19 protein-coding genes and 1 tRNA gene are annotated in these 19,868 nt (G+C 64.4%); 7 read left to right on the top strand and 13 right to left on the bottom strand.

Going from position 1 to position 19,868, the window contains the following annotated elements; genetic code table 11:
• Positions 1–62 precede the first annotated feature (62 nt).
• The 3 genes from FBZ88_RS00090 to gyrA form a co-directional block, all read right to left on the bottom strand.
• A tRNA-Lys gene (locus tag FBZ88_RS00090) sits at positions 63–138 on the bottom strand.
• Between the two features lie 165 nt (positions 139–303).
• Positions 304–861: a pantetheine-phosphate adenylyltransferase gene (gene coaD, locus FBZ88_RS00085; RefSeq protein WP_145614861.1), complete on the bottom strand. Its 558-nt coding sequence runs from the start codon at positions 859–861 to the stop codon at positions 304–306.
• A 99-nt stretch (positions 862–960) separates the two neighbouring features.
• Entirely contained in the window at positions 961–3,759 is a 2,799-nt protein-coding gene (gyrA, locus tag FBZ88_RS00080) for a DNA gyrase subunit A (protein ID WP_145614860.1), read from the bottom strand.
• A gap of 233 nt (positions 3,760–3,992) precedes the next feature.
• Here gyrA and FBZ88_RS00075 point away from each other — a divergent pair, with 233 nt between their 5' ends.
• The 5 genes from FBZ88_RS00075 (at position 3,993) to FBZ88_RS00055 (ending at position 7,596) form a co-directional block, all read left to right on the top strand.
• On the top strand, positions 3,993–4,400 hold the full coding sequence (locus tag FBZ88_RS00075) for a VOC family protein (RefSeq protein ID WP_145614859.1): 408 nt from the start codon (positions 3,993–3,995) through the stop codon (positions 4,398–4,400).
• 82 nt (positions 4,401–4,482) lie between these two features.
• Complete coding sequence (locus FBZ88_RS00070; RefSeq protein WP_145614858.1) at positions 4,483–5,709, top strand: DUF4331 domain-containing protein; 1,227 nt, start codon at positions 4,483–4,485, stop codon at positions 5,707–5,709.
• Positions 5,706–6,290, top strand: coding sequence for a HupE/UreJ family protein (locus FBZ88_RS00065; RefSeq protein WP_145614857.1), 585 nt, complete (start codon positions 5,706–5,708; stop codon positions 6,288–6,290). Before FBZ88_RS00070 ends, FBZ88_RS00065 begins: the two co-directional genes overlap by 4 nt.
• A complete protein-coding gene (locus FBZ88_RS00060) occupies positions 6,287–6,763 on the top strand; it encodes a hypothetical protein (RefSeq protein ID WP_145614856.1) in 477 nt (158 codons plus the stop codon). The genes FBZ88_RS00065 and FBZ88_RS00060 overlap by 4 nt, the downstream gene beginning before the upstream one ends.
• 8 nt (positions 6,764–6,771) lie before the next feature.
• Positions 6,772–7,596 (top strand): DUF4198 domain-containing protein, encoded by an 825-nt coding sequence (locus FBZ88_RS00055; protein ID WP_145614855.1) that lies wholly within the window; start codon positions 6,772–6,774, stop codon positions 7,594–7,596.
• A 61-nt stretch (positions 7,597–7,657) separates the two neighbouring features.
• Here the strand turns inward: FBZ88_RS00055 and FBZ88_RS30085 are convergent, their stop codons facing one another.
• The 5 genes from FBZ88_RS30085 to nadE all read right to left on the bottom strand — a co-directional run bounded on the left by FBZ88_RS30085 (position 7,658) and on the right by nadE (position 13,958).
• A complete protein-coding gene (locus FBZ88_RS30085; RefSeq protein WP_186291334.1) occupies positions 7,658–7,807 on the bottom strand; it encodes a hypothetical protein in 150 nt (49 codons plus the stop codon).
• A gap of 95 nt (positions 7,808–7,902) precedes the next feature.
• The gene (locus FBZ88_RS00050; RefSeq protein ID WP_145614854.1) at positions 7,903–8,733 is read right to left on the bottom strand and encodes a helix-turn-helix transcriptional regulator; all 831 of its coding nucleotides are present in this window, start codon (positions 8,731–8,733) and stop codon (positions 7,903–7,905) included.
• A 46-nt stretch (positions 8,734–8,779) separates the two neighbouring features.
• Complete coding sequence (locus FBZ88_RS00045) at positions 8,780–10,228, bottom strand: MATE family efflux transporter (protein ID WP_145614853.1); 1,449 nt, start codon at positions 10,226–10,228, stop codon at positions 8,780–8,782.
• A 144-nt stretch (positions 10,229–10,372) separates the two neighbouring features.
• Positions 10,373–12,085, bottom strand: a complete 1,713-nt coding sequence (locus tag FBZ88_RS00040; RefSeq protein WP_145614852.1) for a ShlB/FhaC/HecB family hemolysin secretion/activation protein — start codon at positions 12,083–12,085, stop codon at positions 10,373–10,375.
• A 112-nt stretch (positions 12,086–12,197) separates the two neighbouring features.
• Positions 12,198–13,958: an NAD(+) synthase gene (gene nadE / locus FBZ88_RS00035; RefSeq protein ID WP_145614851.1), complete on the bottom strand. Its 1,761-nt coding sequence runs from the start codon at positions 13,956–13,958 to the stop codon at positions 12,198–12,200.
• A gap of 149 nt (positions 13,959–14,107) precedes the next feature.
• Between nadE and FBZ88_RS00030 the strand changes: the two genes are divergently transcribed.
• Together FBZ88_RS00030 and FBZ88_RS00025 are read left to right on the top strand one after the other, a co-directional pair.
• Positions 14,108–14,410: a hypothetical protein gene (locus tag FBZ88_RS00030; RefSeq protein WP_145614850.1), complete on the top strand. Its 303-nt coding sequence runs from the start codon at positions 14,108–14,110 to the stop codon at positions 14,408–14,410.
• Between the two features lie 19 nt (positions 14,411–14,429).
• Positions 14,430–14,705, top strand: a complete 276-nt coding sequence (locus FBZ88_RS00025; protein ID WP_145614849.1) for a DUF3175 domain-containing protein — start codon at positions 14,430–14,432, stop codon at positions 14,703–14,705.
• A 501-nt stretch (positions 14,706–15,206) separates the two neighbouring features.
• Here the strand turns inward: FBZ88_RS00025 and FBZ88_RS00020 are convergent.
• From FBZ88_RS00020 to FBZ88_RS30485, 5 genes are all read right to left on the bottom strand, one after another.
• Positions 15,207–15,860, bottom strand: coding sequence for a hypothetical protein (locus tag FBZ88_RS00020; protein WP_145614848.1), 654 nt, complete (start codon positions 15,858–15,860; stop codon positions 15,207–15,209).
• 335 nt (positions 15,861–16,195) lie between these two features.
• Complete coding sequence (locus tag FBZ88_RS00015; protein WP_145614847.1) at positions 16,196–16,429, bottom strand: hypothetical protein; 234 nt, start codon at positions 16,427–16,429, stop codon at positions 16,196–16,198.
• A 78-nt stretch (positions 16,430–16,507) separates the two neighbouring features.
• A complete protein-coding gene (locus FBZ88_RS00010) occupies positions 16,508–16,687 on the bottom strand; it encodes a hypothetical protein (RefSeq protein WP_145614846.1) in 180 nt (59 codons plus the stop codon).
• Positions 16,688–16,808: 121 nt separating this feature from the next.
• Positions 16,809–19,301 (bottom strand): hypothetical protein, encoded by a 2,493-nt coding sequence (locus FBZ88_RS00005; protein ID WP_211102462.1) that lies wholly within the window; start codon positions 19,299–19,301, stop codon positions 16,809–16,811.
• On the bottom strand, positions 19,285–19,868 hold a 584-nt coding region (locus FBZ88_RS30485), incomplete at its 5' end, for a hypothetical protein (RefSeq protein WP_211102461.1). The genes FBZ88_RS00005 and FBZ88_RS30485, both read right to left, overlap by 17 nt.

Below are 19,868 nucleotides of genomic sequence, written 5' to 3'. Positions count from 1 at the left end.
ATAGCCCAGCACAATGCAGACTTAAGCCCGCTTGTCCAAAACTTGGCCAAGTCATTGAAAATTGGTGATCCCGGTGGGATTCGAACCCACGACCCCATGATTAAAAGTCACGTGCTCTACCGGCTGAGCTACGGGATCGACCGCAGGGAAAACGCTTGGGTTTTCCGCGAACGAAGACGGGCCCTGGGGCCTGTCCCGGTGTGGCGCGCACCATAATGACGGGTATGGGCGCGGTCAATGGAAAGCGGCGGGGTCCGGCACATCAACGGTGCATAGGGCCCCTGCCCGCAAATGTAATCGGGCTTATTCGCCGGCGCCGCCGGTGGCGGGCTCGACACCCCCACCCAGTCCTTGCCGGGCGTCCTGGGCGAAGCGCTCCGTCAGGCGATTGGCCACGCGCGGGCTGACGAAGTGGGCGATATCGCCACCCAGCCGTCCGATCTCCTTCACGAAGCGGGAGGAGATGAACTGGTGTCGATCCGACGCCATCAGGAACACGGTCTCAACTTGCGGGTTGAGGCGCGCGTTCATGCCGGCCATCTGGAATTCGTATTCGAAGTCCGAGACGGCGCGCAGTCCGCGGATGATCACCTGGGCCTGGCAGCCCACGGCGAAATTCATCAGCAGGGTGTCGAAGGGCCGTACCTCGACCGAGATGCCCTTGGCGGCCAGCGGCCCCAATTCATCCTGCACCAGGGCCACGCGCTCCGCCGTGGAGAACAGCGGCCCCTTGCCGGCGTTGCTGGCCACCCCGATGATCAGGTGGTCGACCAGCTTGGCCGCGCGCTGGATGATATCGAAATGCCCATTGGTGATGGGGTCGAAGGTGCCGGGATAAACCCCGATGCGACGCTCGCTCATCCTCGCCCCCGCTGATCCCATCCACCCATCGTGTCAGCTCCCTCCGCCGGCTTTGCCAAGGCGAGGTTCGAATCCCGGTGGGATTCGAACCCCTGTTCCTCAGCCGCCGGTTCCCTCGTTTGAACCATCAGGGGCCGGACCCGCGACCGGGCCGGTTTCAGCCGGCACGGCGTCGTCCGCCCCGCCGTCCTCGGTACCGTCGTCCGCCAGCCGCGCCACCGAGACCACGCCCTCGTCCGCCGACAGGCGGAACAGGGTCACGCCCTTGCTCTTGCGCGCGGTGATGCGCACGTCGTGCACCGGCATACGGATGACTTGGCCACCGTTGCTGACCATCATCACCTGGTCGGTTTCGGCGATGGGGAACACGGCGGCGATGGCCTTGTTGCGGGCCCCCATGTCCATGTTCCAGATGCCCTGGCCGCCACGTCCGGTGAGGCGGTACTCATAGGCCGAGGTGCGCTTGCCGAAGCCCTGGACCGATACCGTCAGCAGGAATTCCTCGCGCGCCTTCATCTCGGCATAGAGCTCAGGCGACAGGGTACCGACATCGCCGGTGACCTCGGGGTCCACGTCGGCGGCCTCCTCGACCTCCTCACCCTGCTGGCGGCGCTCGGCGCTGGCCTGCTTCAGGTAGGCGGCGCGATCCTCCGCCGTGTACTCGGTGTGGTGCAGGATGGACAGGCCGATGACCTCGTCCCCCTCGGCCAGGCGGATGCCGCGCACGCCGGTGGAGGTGCGGCCGGCGAAGACGCGGACGTCCACCACCGGGAAACGGATGCAGCGGCCCAGGCGCGTGGCCAGCAGCACGTCGTCCGCCTCGCCACAGGTGCGCGCGGCGATCAGCAGCTCACCCTCTTCCTCCAGCTTCATGGCGATCAGGCCATTGGCGCGGATGTTGGTGAAGTCGGACAGCTTGTTGCGGCGGACGTTGCCGTGGCTGGTGACGAACAGCACGTTCAGGTCACCCCAGCTGGCCTCATCCTCGGGCATGGGCATCACGGTGGTGATGACCTCGCCCTCCTCCAGCGGCAGCAGGTTCACCAGGGCCTTGCCCCGGGTCTGCGGCTGGCCCAGCGGCAGGCGCCAGACCTTCAGCTTGTAGACCATGCCGCGGTTGGTGAAGAGCAGCATGGGCGTGTGGGTGTTGGCCACGAACAGGTCGCTGACCGTATCCTCCGCCTTCAGCTGCATGCCGCTGCGGCCCTTGCCGCCGCGTGCCTGCGCCCGGTATGTCGAAACCGGCACGCGCTTGATGTAGCCGCCCTGCGTGACGATGACGACCATGTCCTCGCGCTGGATCAGGTCCTCGATGTCCGCCTCGAACTCCAGGTCCTCGATCTTGGTGCGGCGTGGCGTGTCGAAGCGCGCCTTCACCTCCACCAGTTCGTTGCGCAGGATGTCCAGCAGCAGCGGGCGGGAAGACAGGATTTCCAAGAAGTGGCGGATCTGCTCCACCACCGCCGTCAGGTCGGCGCCGATCTTGTCACGCTCCAGCCCGGTCAGGCGGTGCAGGCGCAGTTCCAGGATGGCCTTGGCCTGGGCTTCCGACAGGCGGTAGGTCCCGGCCTCCGACAGGCCGCGGCCCGGCTCGTCGATCAGGGTGATCAGCGGCGCCACGTCGAGGGCCGGCCATTCGCGGGCCACCATCTCCTCGCGCGCCGACTGCGGATCGGGCGCGCGGCGGATCAGAGCGATCATCTCGTCCAGGTTGGCCACGGCCACGCCCAAGCCCACCAAGGTGTGGGCGCGCTCGCGGGCCTTGCCCAGCTCGAACTCGGTGCGGCGGGTGATGACCTGCTCGCGGAACTTCACGAAGGCCGCGATGATGTCCTTCAGGTTCATCAGCTCCGGCCGGCCGCCGTTCAGGGCCAGGGTGTTGACGCCGAAGGAGGTCTGCAGCGGCGTGTGGCGGAACAGCTGGTTCATCACCACGTCGGCCACGGCGTCGCGCTTCAGTTCCACCACCACGCGCACGCCGTCGCGGTCGGACTCGTCACGGACGTCGGAGATGCCCTCGACCAGCTTTTCCTGCACCACCTCGGCGATGCGCTCGATCAGCTTGGCCTTGTTCACCTGGTAGGGGATCTCGGTGAAGACGATGGCCCAGCGGTCCTTGCGGATCTCCTCGATCTCGCTCTTGGCGCGCATGACGACGGAGCCGCGCCCCGTCTCGAACGCGGAGCGGATGCCCGCACGGCCCAGGATCAGGGCGCCGGTGGGGAAGTCCGGACCGGGGACGATCTCCATCAGCTCGGGAATGGTGATGTCCGGGTTGTCGACATAGGCGCAGCAGGCGTCGATCACCTCACCCAGGTTATGGGGCGGGATGTTGGTGGCCATGCCCACGGCGATGCCGCCGGCGCCGTTGACCAGCAGGTTGGGGAAGCGCGACGGCAGGACGGTCGGTTCATCCTTCGACTCGTCGTAGTTCTTCTGCCAGTCGATCGTGTCCTTATCGATGTCGTCCAGCATCGCCTCGGCCGACTTGGCCAGGCGGGCTTCGGTGTAACGCATGGCCGCCGCGCGGTCGCCGTCCATGGAGCCGAAGTTGCCCTGGCCGTCGATCAGCGGCAGGCGCATGGAGAAATCCTGCGCCATGCGGACCATGGCCTCGTAGATCGAGCTGTCGCCATGGGGGTGATAGTTACCCATGACGTCGCCGACCGCCTTGGCCGATTTGCGGTACGGCTTGGTGCTGTCGTAGCCGCTTTCCTTCATCGCGTAGAGGATGCGGCGGTGCACCGGCTTCAGGCCGTCCCGCACGTCGGGAAGCGCGCGGCTCACGATCACACTCATGGCGTAATCGAGATAGCTGCTGCGCATCTCCTCTTCGATGGCGATGGGGGTGATGTCGCTGGCGGGAGGGGCCGCGGGGGGCGTCGGAGTCGTGACCAAACCAGAATCCAAAAGCAAGGAAAACCAAGCCTTAGGGGCGGATGCTCAGCCGCCCCCGGGCGATGGGGATCGGGGGCTTTTCTAGCACCAATCGCGCATGTGAACAATGAAACCGGCACGCCGCGTATCTCTATGGTTCGCGCGCGCGGGTGCGACTCGCGGATGGGGTTCCGCAGCCCTCACCCCGGCGCTACAGTGCGCAGGCGCTTTCCCCCTGCCCAGGGCCCCGACCCATGACTCCGCCCTTCACCCCGCGCGGCTTCGACCACCTGGCCTTGCCCGTCACCGACATCGCCGCCAGCGTGGCCTTCTACCGCGATGTCCTGGGATGTCCGGTGACGGCGGAATGGCCGGAGGATGCGCTGGTGCGGCTGCGGGTGGGCGACGCCGACCTGTTCCTGGTGGACGTGACAGTGCCGGAAGGGGCTTGGGCCCAGCCGCCGGCGGGGCCAGGCCGCAACCTGGACCACCTGTGCATCGCGCTGGCCCCCTGTGACGAGGCGGCGGTGCGCGGCCATCTGGCGGCCCACGGCCTGGACATCATCGAGGAGCGTGTGGGCGACAACCGCCATGGGCCCACCCTTTCTCTCTATGTCCGCGACCCCCAGGGCACGCAGGTGGAATTGCTGCTGCCCCGCTGAAAGTCGCTAAAGAATCCGACAGCGCGCCTGTCGGCTTTCCGGCTTGCTTCCGCCCATCTGGAGACAAGCTGGAAAGCCCATCATGCGCCCGTTCAGGCACCTCATCCCGCTGCTGGCGGCCCTATTGCCCCTCGGACTGCCGCCCTTCAGCGGGCCTGTCCTCGCGTCCGACCACCTGGACACGCCCACCGTCATCGCCGACCCGCGCGCCGATATTGGTGACCTCTACGCCTGGATGAGCCCGGACGGGCGCCAGCTGAACCTGGTGATGACCATCGTCGGGCACAGCCTGTCCGACCGGTTGGACTACACCTTCCACATCGACAGCGCCCACCGCTTCGGCAAACCCGGGAACGCCTCGGGAAGAAGCATGGACCTGACCTGCCGCTTCCCCGGCCTGCAGCAGGCGGATTGCCGCCTGGGCGGCATTGACCGCGTCCAGGGCGATGCCAGCTCGACGGAGGGGCTGTGGGGCGAACACCATCGCGTCCGCCTGTACGCCGGCCTGCGCGACGACCCCTTCTTCAACAACGTGCGTGGCACCCGCCAGGCCTACCAGGTGGCGGAGGCGGCCCTGGCCCGGGGTGTGGCCAAGGACAAGGCCGGCTGTCCCGCCTTCGACGCCGCCACCTCGGCCGAGATCCTGGACAAGTGGCGCCACACCGACGGCGGCCCGGCCAAGAACCTGCTGGCCGGCTGGACGCCCATGGCCATCGTGGCGTCGGTGGACGTGGACGCGGTGAACCAGGGTGGCCCGCTGCTGGCCGTCTGGGCGGCCACCGCGGGGGCCAAAGGCCAAGTGGACCGTGCCGGCCGGCCGCTGACGGGCAATGCCTTGCTGGGCCAGTTGCGTTCCGATGAGGAGGGCGACCGGTGGAAGGAGGCGTACAACGCCGCCACCCCCGCCGACGGCGCCCGGTTCGAGGCGGAGATCGCCAGGGGCCTGGCCTATTACGACAGCTTCGACGGCCAGTGCGGCAACCAATGGCTGGCCGATGCCAGGGCATCGCCCGCGCGGCGCTATCACCGCCTGGCGGCGACGCTTGCTGATGACAGGCTGTGGGTGAACAGCGCCACCGGCATCTGCACGCAGATGTTCGCCGTGGAGCTGGCGGCCCTGTCGGACGAACGGGCGCTGCGGTCCGACTGCGGCGGCCGGACGCTGACCTACGACGCCTCGAACATCTATCGCTCCTTCCTGGTGAACGGCACCGCCGCCGGTGTGGCCGACGGCCTGACGCGGGATGAGCACCCGCCGTCCAACACAATCTTCCCCTTCCTGGTGGCGCCGAAGGTGCCGCCGTCATGAAGCGCTGGATCCTTGTCGCGGCCGCGCTGGCTATCAGCCACCCGGCGGCGGCGCACAGCGGCACCGGCCTGCCGGGCGGATTCGGACCGGGACTCCTGCATCCCTTCAGCGGCCTGGACCATCTGCTGGCCATGGTGGCGGTGGGCCTGTGGGGCGCCATCCTGGGCAATCCCCTGCTGCTGGCCCTGCCCATCCTGTTCCCCGCCATGATGGTGGTGGGCGCCGTCGCCGGCATGGTGGGGATTCCCCTACCGCCGGAGGAACTGGGCATCGCCTGCTCCGTCCTGGTGCTGGGCGGCTGCGTCGCCGGCGGGATCAAGGCGCCGGTCTGGCTGGCCCTGGCGCTGGTGGCCGTCTTCGCCCTGTTCCACGGCTATGCCCATGGACGGGAACTGCCGTCGGCCGCCGATCCCGCCGGATACAGCGCCGGCTTCGTCCTGGCCACCGGCCTGCTGCATCTGGCGGGCGTCGCCGTCGGCCATTTGAACCGCCGACCCAGCGGGATGCGTGTAACTCGGGGGCTGGGCGGGGCCATCGCCCTGTTGGGCGTGGGCTTCCTCACCCGTGCGGTGCTGTCATGAGAAGCGCGCTGCCGCCCCTGCTGCTGCTTTACGCGGCGCTGGCCTTGTCCTTGGCCTCCGCCCCCCGGCGCGCCTGGTGGCTTTGCCTGGGCCTGTTGGTCCTGACGACGGGTGTTGCGGCCACCTACCCACCCCCTTGGCATGACGGGGTGTTCGTCGGCTGCTGGATCAGCGTGGCGGTGACCGCGGCCGGCGGCCTGGTTTGCCGCACCGACCGGCATCTCGCCTGGGGCCTGGCGGTCAACGCCGGCCTGTGGTCCGGCGCACTCGCCGCCGTGACGGACGCGCCGCTGGATCTGCTGGCGGCCCTGCCCGCCCTGGCCCTGCTGCCGGCCGCAGCCTGGGCAATGCGCCACCTGTCCTTCCCCGCCGTGCGGGTCATGTCCAGCTGGCTGGTCGCCGTGGCCGTGCTGGCGGTCACCCTGGCCTGCCTGCCGGTGACGCCCGGCTATCTGCCGGATCATTTGGAATGAGGTGCGCAATGCTGAGAACGCTGGCCCTGACGGCGATGCTGGCGGCCTTGCCCGCGTCGGCCCCCGCATCGGCCCATGACTTCTGGGTACAGCCGGAGGGTTTCCATTCCGCCCCCGGCGCCCTCCTGCCCCTGACCTTGCAGGTGGGGCACGGCCCCTACCGCCAACGCTCCCCCTTGCCCGCGCGCCGCATCGTCCGCTTCCTGGCCGTGGCGCCGGATGGGACGGCGTCCGACCTGCGCGCCGCCCTGCACCCCGGCGAGGCTGATGAGGACGGTGCCGTCCGTCTCACCGCCCCCGGCACCCATGTCCTGGTGCTGGAGACGGACGATAGGGCGCAGAGTCACTTGCCCGCCCTGCGCTTCAACGACTACCTGACCGTGGAGGGGCTCACGCCCGCCCTCGAACTGCGCCGCGCCGGCCATCGCATGGACGCCGATGGGGCGGAGAATTACAGCCGTCGGGCCAAGGTGCTGGTGCGGGTCGGATCCGGCAGCAGCGACGCGGCGGTGACTCGTCCCCTGGGCCTGACGCTGGAGATCGTGCCGGAGGTCGATCCGTACGCCCTGCCCCGGCCGGCCGACCTGCCGGTGCGGATCTATTATGAGGGCCGGCCCCTGGCGGGCGCCCTGGTCAAGCTGACGGACCTGGCCCATGACGCGGAGCCGCTGGAAACCCGCCGCACCGACGGCGACGGCCGCGCCCGCTTCCCCCTGCCCGATGCCGGTGATTGGCTGCTGAACGTCATCTGGACCAAGCCGCAGCCGCCCATGGCGGAGACGGATTTCGAAACCGTCTTCTCCAGCCTCAGCTTCGGCTTTCCCCGGCGCTGAGGCGTTTCAAAGAAAAAGGGCGGAGCCGCGAAGCCCCGCCCTTTTTGCCGTCGCCGCCGGTTCAGTCGCCGCCGCCGGCCGCCGCCTGGGCCTCGCGCAGCTTGTCGGCGCATTCCTGGCAGCAGGCCTCCACGGTGCGGCCGCCGATGGTCACGCTGATGGCGTTTTCATCCAGCGGGTAATCGCAGGCGGCGCAGGTCTTCTCGCTCATGATGGTTCTCCTCCGGTCACTCAGGGCCGGCCGTTCCGGCCCAAGGGGAAGAGACCATTTCGCCCGCCCCCACCGCTGTCGGAATCTTTAGCGACTTACCGGGCGCGGACGGAGCGTTGAAACTCCGCCGGGGTACGGCCATAGGCCTGGCGGAAGGCGGCGCTGAAATGGCTGTGGCTGGAGAAGCCCAAGTCCATGCTGAGCGTGGTGATGTCGTCGTATTCGCCCAGCAGATCCAGCGCCCGGGTCAACCGCAGGCGTAGCTGATAGCGATAGAGGGGCACCGCCTCCACCTGCTGGAACACCTGGGTGAGGTAGACGGGGGAGACGCCGACCTCGCCCGCGATCTCCGCCAGAGTCCAGCGCCGGGTGAGGTCGCCGCTGAGCGCCAGCTTGGCCCGGTCCACCAGCTTCCGATGGCCAATGCTGGCCTGGGGCGCGTGCGACGTCCGCTCCCCCAGCGCCCGGCGGATCAGCGTCAGGGTCAGCGCCTCCGCCTCCAGCGTCTCGGCGGCACCCTGGGCCAGGCTGTGGCGCAGCAGGGCGGCCAGCACCTGGGCGCGTGGGTCGATGCGCAGCCGCTGATGGCGGAAGGCCAGGACGCCCTGGTCACGCACATGCTCACGCGGTGCCAGTTCCTGCAGCAACGCCTCGTCCACGGTGATGGACAGGCAGGCGTCGCCGCCCGTCACCGGATGGCTGACGCTGTATTCATCGCCCTTGTTGAAGAACAGCACCTGGTTGGCCTCGGCCACCGCCTCATCCCGGCCCAGGTGGCGGACATAGATGCCGCGATAGGGAAAGACCAGTGTGGTGGCGCCGGCGCATTCCCCGGCGCTGCGATGCCGGCAGGTGCCGGCGCAGGCCACGTCGCGGATGTGCGCCGTGTCCGTGTCCAGCAGCGCCTGTACCGTCAGTTCCGTCATGACCCGCGGCCTTGGTTTCCTAAGCCGCGAGGATAACAGAAGCGGCTCAGCGCCGCGACAGCAGGTGGAAACGGGTCATCAGCACCGTGACCGCCACGATGCTGGCCACCAGGATGCCCTCGAAGATGCCCATGATGCCATGCCCCAGGTGGAAGGCCGCATAGGCCGCCGTGGGGATCATGACACCGTAGTAGCTGAAGAAATGTAGGGCGGTTGGTATCCAGCTGTCACCTTGGCCGCGAAGCGCGCTGGCCATGACCGTCTGCCCGCCGTCCGCCACCACGATCCAGGCCATGAAGGCGATGGCAGGCACCAACACGCGGATGAGGTCAGGATCGCTGGCGTAGAGGGTGGCGATGCCCTCCGGCACCGACGACAGCACCACGCCGACGACGACCATGATCAGGGCGGTCAGGGTCAGGCCCGTCCACCCGGCCAGCGTCGCCTCACGGCGGTTGCCAGCACCGTGCGCCTGGCCCACCTGCACCGCCGTGGCTGAGGCCAGGCCCAAGGCCGCCATGAAGATGAGGGCCAGCAGGTTCAGTCCCACGGCATAGGCCCCCAGGCCCAAGGCGCCCAGCCAACCGGCGAAAATGCCCATGGTGCCGAAGGCGGTGGATTCCGCCCCCTGGCTGAGGCCGGCGGCATAGCCCAGGTGACGGTGCGGCCGCCCCTCCCGCCATTCCAGGAAGGATCCGCGCACACCGTAGTGGACGTGGTCGCGCATGGTCCAGACGTACAGGATCAGGCCCAGCGCCGTCAGCCAGCGTATGGTGGTGGTGGCGATGGCGGACCCCACCGCCCCCAGCGCCGGCATGCCGAAATGGCCGAACACCAGGGTGTAATCCAGGGCGAAGTTCAGGAGGTTGGCCACGATCATGGAGACCATGGCCGGGAATGGCCGCTTGATGCCCTCCAGGAAGAAGGAGGTGCTGATCTGCAGCACCGCCGCCGGCATGCCCAGGCCCAGGATGGCGATGACGGGGGCCGCCCCGTGGGCGATCCCAGGCTCCTGCCCCGTCAGCAGGAAGAAGGCCTCGCCGAACTGGCAGCCGATGGCGACGACACTGCCGATCAGCAGGGCGTAGGGCAGCGAGCGGCGCCAGACCGCGCCGGCGTCACGCGGGCGCCCCGCCCCCACCGCCTGGGCCACCAGAATGATGGTGCCCATCATCAGGCCGACCACGGTGGCGAAGGCCGTGCCCACCGGGGTGCCGCCCAGGCTGAAATAGGCCAGTTCCTCCGCGCTGTGGCGCCCGACCATGGCGGTGTCGACCGTCTGCATGAACAACTGGCCGATGCGGGTCAGCATCAGGGGCGTGGCCAGCAGCACAAGGTCGCGGGCATGGACCAGGATGCGGGGCAACAGGCGCTCATTGGGGGCCCGGGGCGGCAAGCCGGGACAGGCCTTCTCCACCGCCGCCTCATCCAGGGGCGGCAAGGGCGTCACCGCCGCCGACAGTTCCGGCGGCACGGGGATCTCGGACTGGGCCATGACGGGCGCGCTCGGGTGGCTTTATCATCGCCCAACGGCCGGCCGTTCGGGCGTCCCCCTTGCCTACCGCGCCGGGCGCGCCGCCGCAACCCGCGAGCGGCGCACGGCTGCCGGGCGTCCGGCTTGCGATGCCCTGGCGGCCCGTCAGAAGCTACCCGTCACCCGCACCCAGGCGCGGGTGTGGCGGCGCAAACCATCACTGTCGGTCCCCGCGATGCGGCCGGGGTTGTCGCCCACCACATGGGCCAGCGTCGCATCGAGCGTCAGGGCGTCCACCGGCCGCCAACTGACGGCAACGCCGATGCCCTGCAGGCCATAGTCGTTGGGCAGGTCCGTGCCCCGGTTCCAGCCGGCCCAGGGGCTGACGAACTGGCGTATCCACCCGCCATCCCAGAAGGCCGCCAGGCGCAGGCTGTCCACGGGGCGCCAGCGCAGTTCCAGGGTGCCCAGGGCCCCCTCCGCCCCCTGCCCCTCGTTCACGGGATAGGCGCGGATGGCGTCGGGGCCGCCCAGGGCCAGCCGTTCGGAGCTGTCCAAGTTGCTGCTGGCCCACTGGCCGGCCAGCCGCGCCACCAACTCCACCCCCTCACCCAAGGGCTGGGCGTGGCTGAGGGTCAGGGCCAGCTTGGCGTAACCGCCCTGGGTGCGGGCGGAGGCATCGTCCACCGCTTGGTTCTCCGGCACGCCACCCAGGTCGACATTGCCGGCGGTCAGGGTCCCATCCACCTGGTCGACGCCATCCCAGCCGTCGCGCGCCACCCCGCTCACGCCCAGGGTGGCGGCGTCAATGACGGTGATGCCCGTCGCAATCTCCGCCGTGCGGTTGACCAAACGGCGATGTTCATAGACCAGGCGGCCGTCCAGGGCCGTATCCTCCGTCCGCCACAGCGGCAGGGTGGCCACCGCCCCGCCGGTGGCGCCCCACCCGTCAGGCGTGCCGGCGTTGAAGTCATGGGCGACGCGATAATCGAAGGCGCTGCCATTGACGCCCAGGCGCAGGCCGGAGTAGCCCACGGGCAGGGTGGCGGCCAGGCGACTGTAGTTGCTGCCCAGGCTGCGCACGCCGGTCAGGACGGTCTGGTCGCCAATGCCGGCCAGGTCGTTGGCCGACAGCACGGCGATGCCGCGCCAACCGCCGCTGGCCCGCTGCGCCTGGTTGTCCACCAGGGCGACGCCACTGAATAGCGGCCCCTCGGTGAGCTTCAGGCGGATGTCGGTCTGGTCGGCCGCCTGCCCGGCCTCCGCCGTTGCCGTGGCCGTGATGCCCGGCAGCGCGTCCAGCGCCGCTACACCCCCTTCCAGCGCATCCAGGCGCAGGGCCTCGCCCCTGGCTTGGCGGTCCAGCAGGTATCCGGCGGCGGTGTCGGCATCCAGGCGCGTGTCGCTGCTGGGGTCTACCACCACGCGGCCCAGGCGGCTTTCCTGCACGGCGATGGTGACGACGCCGTCGCGGATTTCCTGCCGGGGCAGGTAGGCGCGCGCCAGATAGCCGTGCTGGCGGTAATAGGTGCTGACTGCGCTTGCTGCCGATTGCAACTCCCCCAGGGTCAGGTCGCGGTCACGGAAAGGCGCCAGCACCGCCTGCAACTCCGCTTCCGGAAACAGCGTGGCCGCGATGTGGAAGGCGGTGACGTGGACGGTGGGGCCTTGGGCCGGGCGCTCCGGGGGCGGCGCCTCCGGCACCACCGGGCGCAGGGGCGCGGGCGGCGCCGTCAGGCGCGGGGTGGTGCGTTCAGTGTCGCGCAGGATGCTGCCGGCATCCGGTGTCTGTGGCGTCTGCTGGGCCGAAGCCTGGCCAGGAACCAGGGCAAGGACGGCAAGCGTCGCGGCGGACCACGCTGGAAACGATCGACGCATTCGAGACCAGCCTGCAGGCCTGTTTCCGCACCAACAGGTTGCATCCTACTGCGGTAGCGGGCCGGCCGCACCGGCGCTATGCCCCCGCTACAGAAAAGTCACGGGCGCGCGATCAGCCTGTGAAGCGCGCCGTCAGGGGGAACCGCCGGTCCTTGGTGGTGGGCGACTTGCGGTGCACCTTGGGGCCGGGCGGGGACTGGAAGCGCTTGAACTCCGCCCGGCGGACGCGGCGGCGGATGTCCTGCACGAATTCCAGCGGCTCACCCAGCTTTTCCGCGATCTCCGCGTCGGTCTGTCGCTCCTTGGCGTCCTCCATCTCCCACAACACCGCATCCAGGCGGGGATAGGGCGGCAGGCTGTCGGTGTCGCGCTGGTTGTGCTTCAGCTCGGCGCTGGGCTCCACATCGATGACGGCGCGCAAGGCGGCCTGGGCCTTGGCGTCGTAGGCCTCCAGCGGCTTGCCGAAGGCCCCTTCCCAGATGCGGGCGAACAGCGGGTCCGGGTTTTGCGCTTGGGCCAGGCGCATCTCCAGGATGGGGAAGACATCGATGGCCTTGTACAGGTCCTTCAGCGGGTTGAAGGCGCCGCGCATGTCGCCGTAGAGCGTTCCGTATCCCATCAGGATCTCGCTCTTGTTACTGGTGCCCAGGATGGCGCGGCGGCCATGGTCGTTGGAGATGGCGGACAGGGTATTGCCCCGGATCTGCGCCTGCAGGTTCTCATCCGCCAGGCTGCCCATGTCACGGCCGAAGGCGTTGCGGAACTTGGCCAGCCCGGCCTCATACTCCACGGTGATGGGCAGGCTGATGGCGCTGAAGCCCGCGCCCACGCCGGCCGCGAAGTCCGCCGCCCGGGTGTTGGAACCGGAACTGGTGTAGGGCGAGGGCATCATGACGGCATTGACCTTGGCCGGGCCGAACACGTCGGCCGCCAAGGCCGCCACCAGGGTGGAATCGGCCCCGCCGGACAGGCCGAAGACCACGTCCTGGAAGCCGTTTTTCTCGATGTAGTCACGCAGGCCCAGGCCCACGACCAGATAGCGTTCCTGCGGGTCGGTCAGCTGGACGGGCGCCTGCGTCTCGGTCAGGCGGAAGCCCTGACCCTGATCCGCCAGGGTCACGGTGGCGCCCCCTTCCCCGCCGATTGCCATCTCATAAATGGCGCCGGCCGGATCCATGATGGCGGAACAGCCTTCCCACACCAGCTCGTCATTGCCGCCCACCTGATTGACGTAGACCAGGGGCAGGCCCGTCTCCTGGATGCGCTGGGCGAACAGGCGGCGGCGGAAATTACCCTTGGCGATGGCATAGGGGCTGGCGTTGAGGGAGACGATGACCTCCGCGCCCATCTGCCTCAAGTCATGGGTGACGTCGTCGAACCAGATGTCCTCGCAGATGCAGAAGCCCAGGGTGACGGGGCCGCCGGCGGCCTGGAACCGCAGCACGCCCATTTCGGCATCGGCGCCCGTCTGTTCCCCCCGGGCCTCGAACCAGCGCACGTCGTCGAAGACGTCATAGTTGGGCAGGTGGGTCTTGAACTGGCTCAGCACCGCGCGGCCCCGCTCGAACACCACCAGGCCATTGCCCATCTTGCGCCCCTGCACCTTGCCGCGCAGGGGGGTGCCCACGGCGATGGTGGTGCCGGCCTCTTCCGACAGCAGGCGGTACTGCTCCGTCCAATGGACGATGGACTGCTGATAGTCGGCCTCCAGCAGATAGTCGCCGGCGGCATAGTTGGCCACGGCGCATTCCGGCAGGACGTGCAGGTCGGCGTGCGCCTGCCCCAGGATGCTGGCCTTGGTCCGCTCGAAATTCCCCCGGAAATCGCCCGTGGTGTAGTTCATCTGGTGCAGGGCGACCTTCAGCGTGCGCATGGTCTCAGTCTCATGGGTTCCGATGCCAGGCCGTCACCCTAGCATCCGGGGGCGGGCCCTGGGCAATCCCCGGGAACGAATACCCCTCCCCCGTCCTTACGTTAGGGAAGAGCCGGGCAAGCCCGGCCGACCCAACGCCGGAGGAGAACATGTCCCAGCACCAAGACACCACCGACCGAAAGGACGATGTGCACGAGGCCAGCGACCCCCAGCGCCTGAAGCAGGAGTGGCATATGACCAGCCACGCCGCGACCAAGAAGTCGCGCGGCATGGAGGGTCCGCCGTACGATCCGCCCGCCAGCACCGGCGGCACGGGCCCCCAAGCCAAGTCAAAAGGGGATTGGAGTGCGGCCGGTAGCGGCCAGAAAGGCCCCCAGGGCGACCGCGCCGAAAGCTCCGCCGGAACCGGAACCATGGCGAACAAGCCGCAAGGGCGCGGCAGCACGTCCTGAGTCCGGAAGGAGAAGAGAAATGACCGGGAAGCGAAAATGGTCAGCCGAGGTCACGGAACACAGCGACGCGCTGGACCTCAAGAACCACGTCTTCGAATCGCATGATCCAAAGGAGATCGCGAAGTCCCTGAAACAGTCCGCCGAGGCCAGCCACCGGCGGAAATCGTCGCCCTACCGCTCGGCAATGTCGATGTTGACCTTTTACATCAACCGCGCGGGCAAAAACCTGCCGCAATCACAGAAGACGGTGCTGGAGGCCGCCAAGGATGAATTGCGCCACGAATTCGGGCGCTGAGTCCAAAAGGGAAGGGCCGCGTCTCCGCGGCCCTTCGTATACGTCCGTTCCGGATCAGAACGGTTATGCATACTTACGCTGTGTAAACAACGTCTACGTATTTGATTATAAACATATTTTTTATCTTTTTCAAGGATTTAGCTCAGGAAGTGTAAACATCCTGCTCAAATGAGGCGTAAAAGTTTACATGTGGCGCTCGAGTTGCGTCGAATCATCGATTCGACGCAACTCGAGCGCAAGGGGAGCACGAGGGAACACCCTCGTTTCGCCAAGGCGAAATTTGTAAAGGCTCATCACATATTTTTTGCGCGAGTGAGGTAGGCAGATCACTCCGGCCGATGAAGTTGCGGCCTCTCATGCCGAATGGCGAAGAACTGTAGCAGGGGCAATACTATTTGATACCGAATGAATCGAATAGATGAAATGTTGGGTCGGTGAATGATGCATCCACTGGGCCGGATATTATCCGATGTCGGAGACATGCCCTTCGATGTCTCAATTTTAATTTAATATTATTTCCGGCTTCCACAATCCCCTACGGTCGGCTAGATAGCGCCCCAAATCGAAGCATCCATCTTGTTCTAGGCGGCTATGGATACGTCCAAGTCTACTCGCAAAAATCGGCACGGTTTCCGGCTTTGGTAGTATCAGAACGCCCTCCCCTGGTTGCGTCGGCGCGAAACTCATGTTTCGCCAACGGCTCGCAAGGGCCCAAAAATCGATCATGGGAACTGCGGAGGTTAGGATAATGGTGACGCGATGCGTCTTAAGCAGATTTAGCATGCCGCTGCTAATCGAGATGTCGATGATGCTGGCGGGGACTCTCAAGTCAGGGTTAGACCAGCGTGCGAGCCGGCGCCACAGGGAAAAACGCCTTGACGCACCCGCATTGCGGGCAATGAGCATTCCGTCCCAGGTCTGCCGTAACAGATCGAAGCGCCTTTTAACCCCGAAACCGCCGAACTCGCGCTCCACCGCTTCGCGCAGTTGGGCCATGCCGGCGTCATCGAACGGACCGAATGTCTCGCCATTCGCCAGCCTCATAGATTCAGGCATCGCGTCTAGATTGGCACGATAGTCCGATTTGCTAGCAGAAATTCCCCTAATATCCAGCAGTCGAACCTCGGCGTCATAGGGTTGGCCAGTTAGAAACATTCCATCCAGAGGGCGGAGAAGTTCGAACAGATGGCTCGGGGACCCTATCCAGCTTATTTTTCGCAAGGACTCGTATGCTAGGTCGCACTCTGGATCGATCCGCCATCCCGAATTTAGCGATGAAATACATGTGACGAGCGGGTTAAGAGCATTCAGTGTATTTTGGATTTGGAACATAGTCACCTTTAATATTGTAGCGTGTATATTCATAAAATATTAATGCGCAGGGAAAATCTTCATAATGTCAGCGCATTATTTTTCGGAATGGACGGTGCGACCGGGCGATCGAATAGCGTTCGACTGCAATTAATGTTGGAAGATATAAATAAAAATCGCTATTCGTCTAGGAGGTCGTCCAGGCGGCTATGTCTTGGGCACATTTCGGAGTTGATAACGGCTTGAAAGTCTTTTTCAGAGAACTCCGACACGCTCACTGCTGTGGAATAACCTTGTAATTGTACCACAGCACCAGGCAGGGCGTCCCGAATCCTATCAATCGCTCTTTGAACTTCCTGCTCATCGGCTGCTCCGTTGAACAGTACCCTCAAGCTGAGCTGATGCGTCGCCATTCCGTTTCTCCATGGTCGAGGAGGACAAGAGCTATAGAATGCCAACCGCCATGATAGCAGGTATTCCAAACCTGTGGGTCATGTGGCTTCCTGCGCTGAAGCTTCGGTGGTTTCGAGGCGCTGCAGTGTTGTATCTAGCGCGGCAGTGGCGGCATCGAGATCAGCTTCCATGCCAGCGATGAGCCGATCCACCTGGGCGAGAGCTTGAATTGGAATACCAGCTTCTTTTTGGTCACAGACCGGGGTGTTGGCACACATGGTGGGCCCCTGGAATGGGGGTGTGGACGGTTGGGTCATAGGGCTGATTCCTCCGTGAAGACCATCCTATATTGACATATTCGAAAGCATATGTTGAGGGAGTTCGTTTGTCCGACGCGACTTAAAGTCGATCACTAGAAGTTGACTCATAGACACGAATACCCTTATGAATATTTTTATGGCCTGCATAGTGCTTATGTAAATTAGACCTCTCAGAAAATCGGTAATGGAAGTCACGCTCTCCCCACATGAGCCACACCAGCACTTTATTGGAATGCGACAAATACCTGTCAAGAAGGTCACGGCGCAGATAGCTGAAATTACCATTAATCTGGGAGCCGTACTCGCCGATTTCGCGGTACAGAGATGCCACGCCTGAAGCGTCGTGCAAGTCCCATTTGTTAGGGCTATACCTAAGGCTCAAAGCTTCACAGAGCTGTTTAGAAGGTAGACACGCACCACCACTCTGGTTCATCTCGCTATGGTAGCTTTCCCACGCGTACTTTTGCACTGGGATGTCGACCACAACACCGTTGTTTGACCATCCATCAGCTGACACTACATATTCAGCGCGATCGCTCTCTTGCTCACCGGCAATAGGCAGGCCAGGAATCGACAGGAACGGCATCTCACCCGCATAAGTATAGTAATAGCTCGGTCCTTCTGGAATGGCGTGATTGCCGGGGTATTTAAGACCAGTGAACAACGTGCAAAGACGGTCGACTTCTCCGCTGTCCACGAGCACACCTCGAAGGAAGGTAAAAACCTGTCGTTCATCAGCAGGAGCGTTCTGTTCGAGGTACCCGTCAAGTACGATCCACGGCCCTGTTAGGCCATCAATCTCCTCGATCTCGAGGATGCAGCCGTAGTCTGGTTGCGGACCTCTTACTAGCCAGTCACCAGCGTCTATAAGGTGATCGGTAAACAAGGCTGGAAGCGGCAGGTCAATGCTCGCTGCTTCGAGCGGGAATGTCGGGTCGATGTCCACATCTGAAGGGCGGGCACTGCGGTCTTCGGCAAGGAGGCCCTGTGCGCATCGGACGCCCCACATCTCAAAGTAAGAGATCCATCCATACTTTTTCCCATATCGGTCAATCTGGTGCTTATCATTTCCCATACGGGGGCCGGAGTTCATTTGGCGATCAACAGTTTCGAACTGCTCGGGGTCATAACCGAGCATTAGCATTCGTGAGACAATTGCTGGCAGTACCCGCTGGTACTCTGGGTTGCGGTCGTCATAGTTTGACCGACCTGGAATCAGTCTTCCTATTGTATAGTTGCCGAAGTCCATTTGAATCGCTGCTAGCCTCGCACGTTCTATAACCGCCTGGTCGTAATGCGGCATGTTGTCAAACGGATTGGGCAAATGGCTCAGCGGCGAAAGGAGATGAGCAGCCTCCTCCTCAGACAAGAAAACTGGATCAATCATCCTTGCAATAGCAATGATTCCCAGACAGTATTGCCGATATAGAGCATGCCATGTAGGATGCGTAGCTCCAGGCGCGAACATTGTTTGATAAATCTCGCGTGAAATTTTAGGCAGCGCCTCACGCATCTCCGCGGCATTGATATCCGACCAAGTGGTCAGCGCTGCACCATAGGCCGCAGCGAACATTCGCTCTGGGACGTATGGGTCTGAAATAGCAGTTGCTTCCACCGCCAGCCGGAAAAACTCTGTGGGCCGCCTAACAGCGAATTCGTACAGTGTCTTGGTGGCCATGTCCCGCAGGCTTCTATACGTCGACGTCAGCGTCCACATCACCCACCGCGCCCGTCGAACCTCTCGCTCGTCTAGGTCAGCTATTTTCCATCTGGTAGATAGAAATTTTAAATCCTTTTCAACTTCCTCAGAGCTTGCTCGAACCCACTCCGTCCAAAGGAGATCGCGCTGCGTATTGGACATAGCCAAGAGCACGCCGTGCAAAAAGTCCATATCATACGGATGCGCCCGCGCTGCCCTGGTACTCCGTAGCCTCTTGAATGCAATACGCGCGAACTGCATGGACTCCTGCATCGCGCGCGCGAACCGCTCTACCGTTTCCCGGCCGATTTGCCTTGGGTCTGATTGAGGCGTCAGCAATAGAGCATTCATGACGAGATTCTCATCCGACAAATCTTGCCAAAGTTGGCGCCTACTAGGACGGTGCGGGTACAAGCCAACCAGAGACTGGAACACGTCATAGGCGAAGGTATGCGATCCAGGTTTACCGAATTGGAACTTGGCGCGCCCTTCATCGCTTTGCAGCCACTGCGCCAAGGCAGGCTTGGCAAGTAAGTGACGCGCCATCATGTGTCCAGCAATCAGGTCGTACGAAAATGCGATACCTTGGCCACCCTCCGGGGACGTCGTTCGAACGAGTACGCCTTCGGACTCCAGCGCGCGAATGATGCTGAGGTCCCAGCGCCCCACGTCTTGAACAATCGTCCGAGCAGCTTTTAACTCCACGCTTCTCGCGTTGTTCTCCCAGAGCATACCCGCGATCATCAGCACTGCATCTTCGACTTCATTTTGATAGACGCGATGCGCCGCTGGTGAAAGCTCAGCAACTCGTGCAGCAACCTTGTTGAAGTACTCGTCGAATAGGCTTGCAAGCGAGTTAGGTAGCGCTTCCACCCCAACATTGGGGCTGGCGACGTGGATTCGCCACCTCGCAAAAGATTCTCAGCGTCAACGGGTGCTGTAAGAACTCGATTAGCAGGTTTGCGTCGGTGGCGTCAATTTTGTAGTACTCAAAATATTTGTCGATGGCGACCTGAGTATCTTCTTGGAATCCTTTGTGCTCCAATTGAGGAAATTCCTCTGGCAGACACATGTGCGCGAATTCGTTACGCAGCGTTACTATTAAAAGTACGCATGGGAATCCCTTCAGAAGCTCATCCGCCCGTGAGAGTTCATCCTTCCAGTTTCTCGGGTCTTCCGCCTCATTCAGGCCGTCAATGACAATGGGGATGCGTTTCCCCGCGCGCTGACCCGCCGCATCTATAGCCTCAACCAGCCGGTCGAAACTCTCCACTGATCTGCCAGAAATCTTGAAGGCAGACACGAGATCATCAAGCCCTTGACCAGCATGAAGGTTCTTACCTAGCAGGGTGTTGAAGAAGTCAGCTTCTTCGGGCTTTGAGAGTGACCTCGTCGTCGTTGTCGTATGAGAGTTCGATTTCGAGTGTCCCGTCATCGTTG

This window comes from Nitrospirillum bahiense (genome assembly GCF_007828025.1).
Classification (GTDB): Bacteria; Pseudomonadota; Alphaproteobacteria; order Azospirillales; family Azospirillaceae; genus Nitrospirillum; species Nitrospirillum amazonense.
This window is presented reverse-complemented; position numbering and strand designations above follow the sequence as displayed.

Excerpts from the sequence above, each read along its gene's own strand:
- FBZ88_RS00055 (WP_145614855.1), top strand. The coding sequence starts at position 6,772 with ATGCTGAGAACGCTGGCCCTGACGGCGATGCTGGCGGCCTTGCCCGCG.
- FBZ88_RS00010 (WP_145614846.1), bottom strand. The coding sequence starts at position 16,687 with ATGTGTGCCAACACCCCGGTCTGTGACCAAAAAGAAGCTGGTATTCCA.
- FBZ88_RS30085 (WP_186291334.1), bottom strand. The coding sequence starts at position 7,807 with ATGAGCGAGAAGACCTGCGCCGCCTGCGATTACCCGCTGGATGAAAAC.
- FBZ88_RS00020 (WP_145614848.1), bottom strand. The coding sequence starts at position 15,860 with ATGTTTCTAACTGGCCAACCCTATGACGCCGAGGTTCGACTGCTGGAT.
- FBZ88_RS00025 (WP_145614849.1), top strand. The coding sequence starts at position 14,430 with ATGACCGGGAAGCGAAAATGGTCAGCCGAGGTCACGGAACACAGCGAC.
- FBZ88_RS00060 (WP_145614856.1), top strand. The coding sequence starts at position 6,287 with ATGAGAAGCGCGCTGCCGCCCCTGCTGCTGCTTTACGCGGCGCTGGCC.
- nadE (WP_145614851.1), bottom strand. The coding sequence starts at position 13,958 with ATGCGCACGCTGAAGGTCGCCCTGCACCAGATGAACTACACCACGGGC.
- FBZ88_RS00045 (WP_145614853.1), bottom strand. The coding sequence starts at position 10,228 with ATGGCCCAGTCCGAGATCCCCGTGCCGCCGGAACTGTCGGCGGCGGTG.
- FBZ88_RS00075 (WP_145614859.1), top strand. The coding sequence starts at position 3,993 with ATGACTCCGCCCTTCACCCCGCGCGGCTTCGACCACCTGGCCTTGCCC.
- FBZ88_RS00015 (WP_145614847.1), bottom strand. The coding sequence starts at position 16,429 with ATGGCGACGCATCAGCTCAGCTTGAGGGTACTGTTCAACGGAGCAGCC.
- FBZ88_RS00030 (WP_145614850.1), top strand. The coding sequence starts at position 14,108 with ATGTCCCAGCACCAAGACACCACCGACCGAAAGGACGATGTGCACGAG.
- coaD (WP_145614861.1), bottom strand. The coding sequence starts at position 861 with ATGAGCGAGCGTCGCATCGGGGTTTATCCCGGCACCTTCGACCCCATC.
- FBZ88_RS00065 (WP_145614857.1), top strand. The coding sequence starts at position 5,706 with ATGAAGCGCTGGATCCTTGTCGCGGCCGCGCTGGCTATCAGCCACCCG.
- FBZ88_RS00050 (WP_145614854.1), bottom strand. The coding sequence starts at position 8,733 with ATGACGGAACTGACGGTACAGGCGCTGCTGGACACGGACACGGCGCAC.
- FBZ88_RS00040 (WP_145614852.1), bottom strand. The coding sequence starts at position 12,085 with ATGCGTCGATCGTTTCCAGCGTGGTCCGCCGCGACGCTTGCCGTCCTT.
- FBZ88_RS00070 (WP_145614858.1), top strand. The coding sequence starts at position 4,483 with ATGCGCCCGTTCAGGCACCTCATCCCGCTGCTGGCGGCCCTATTGCCC.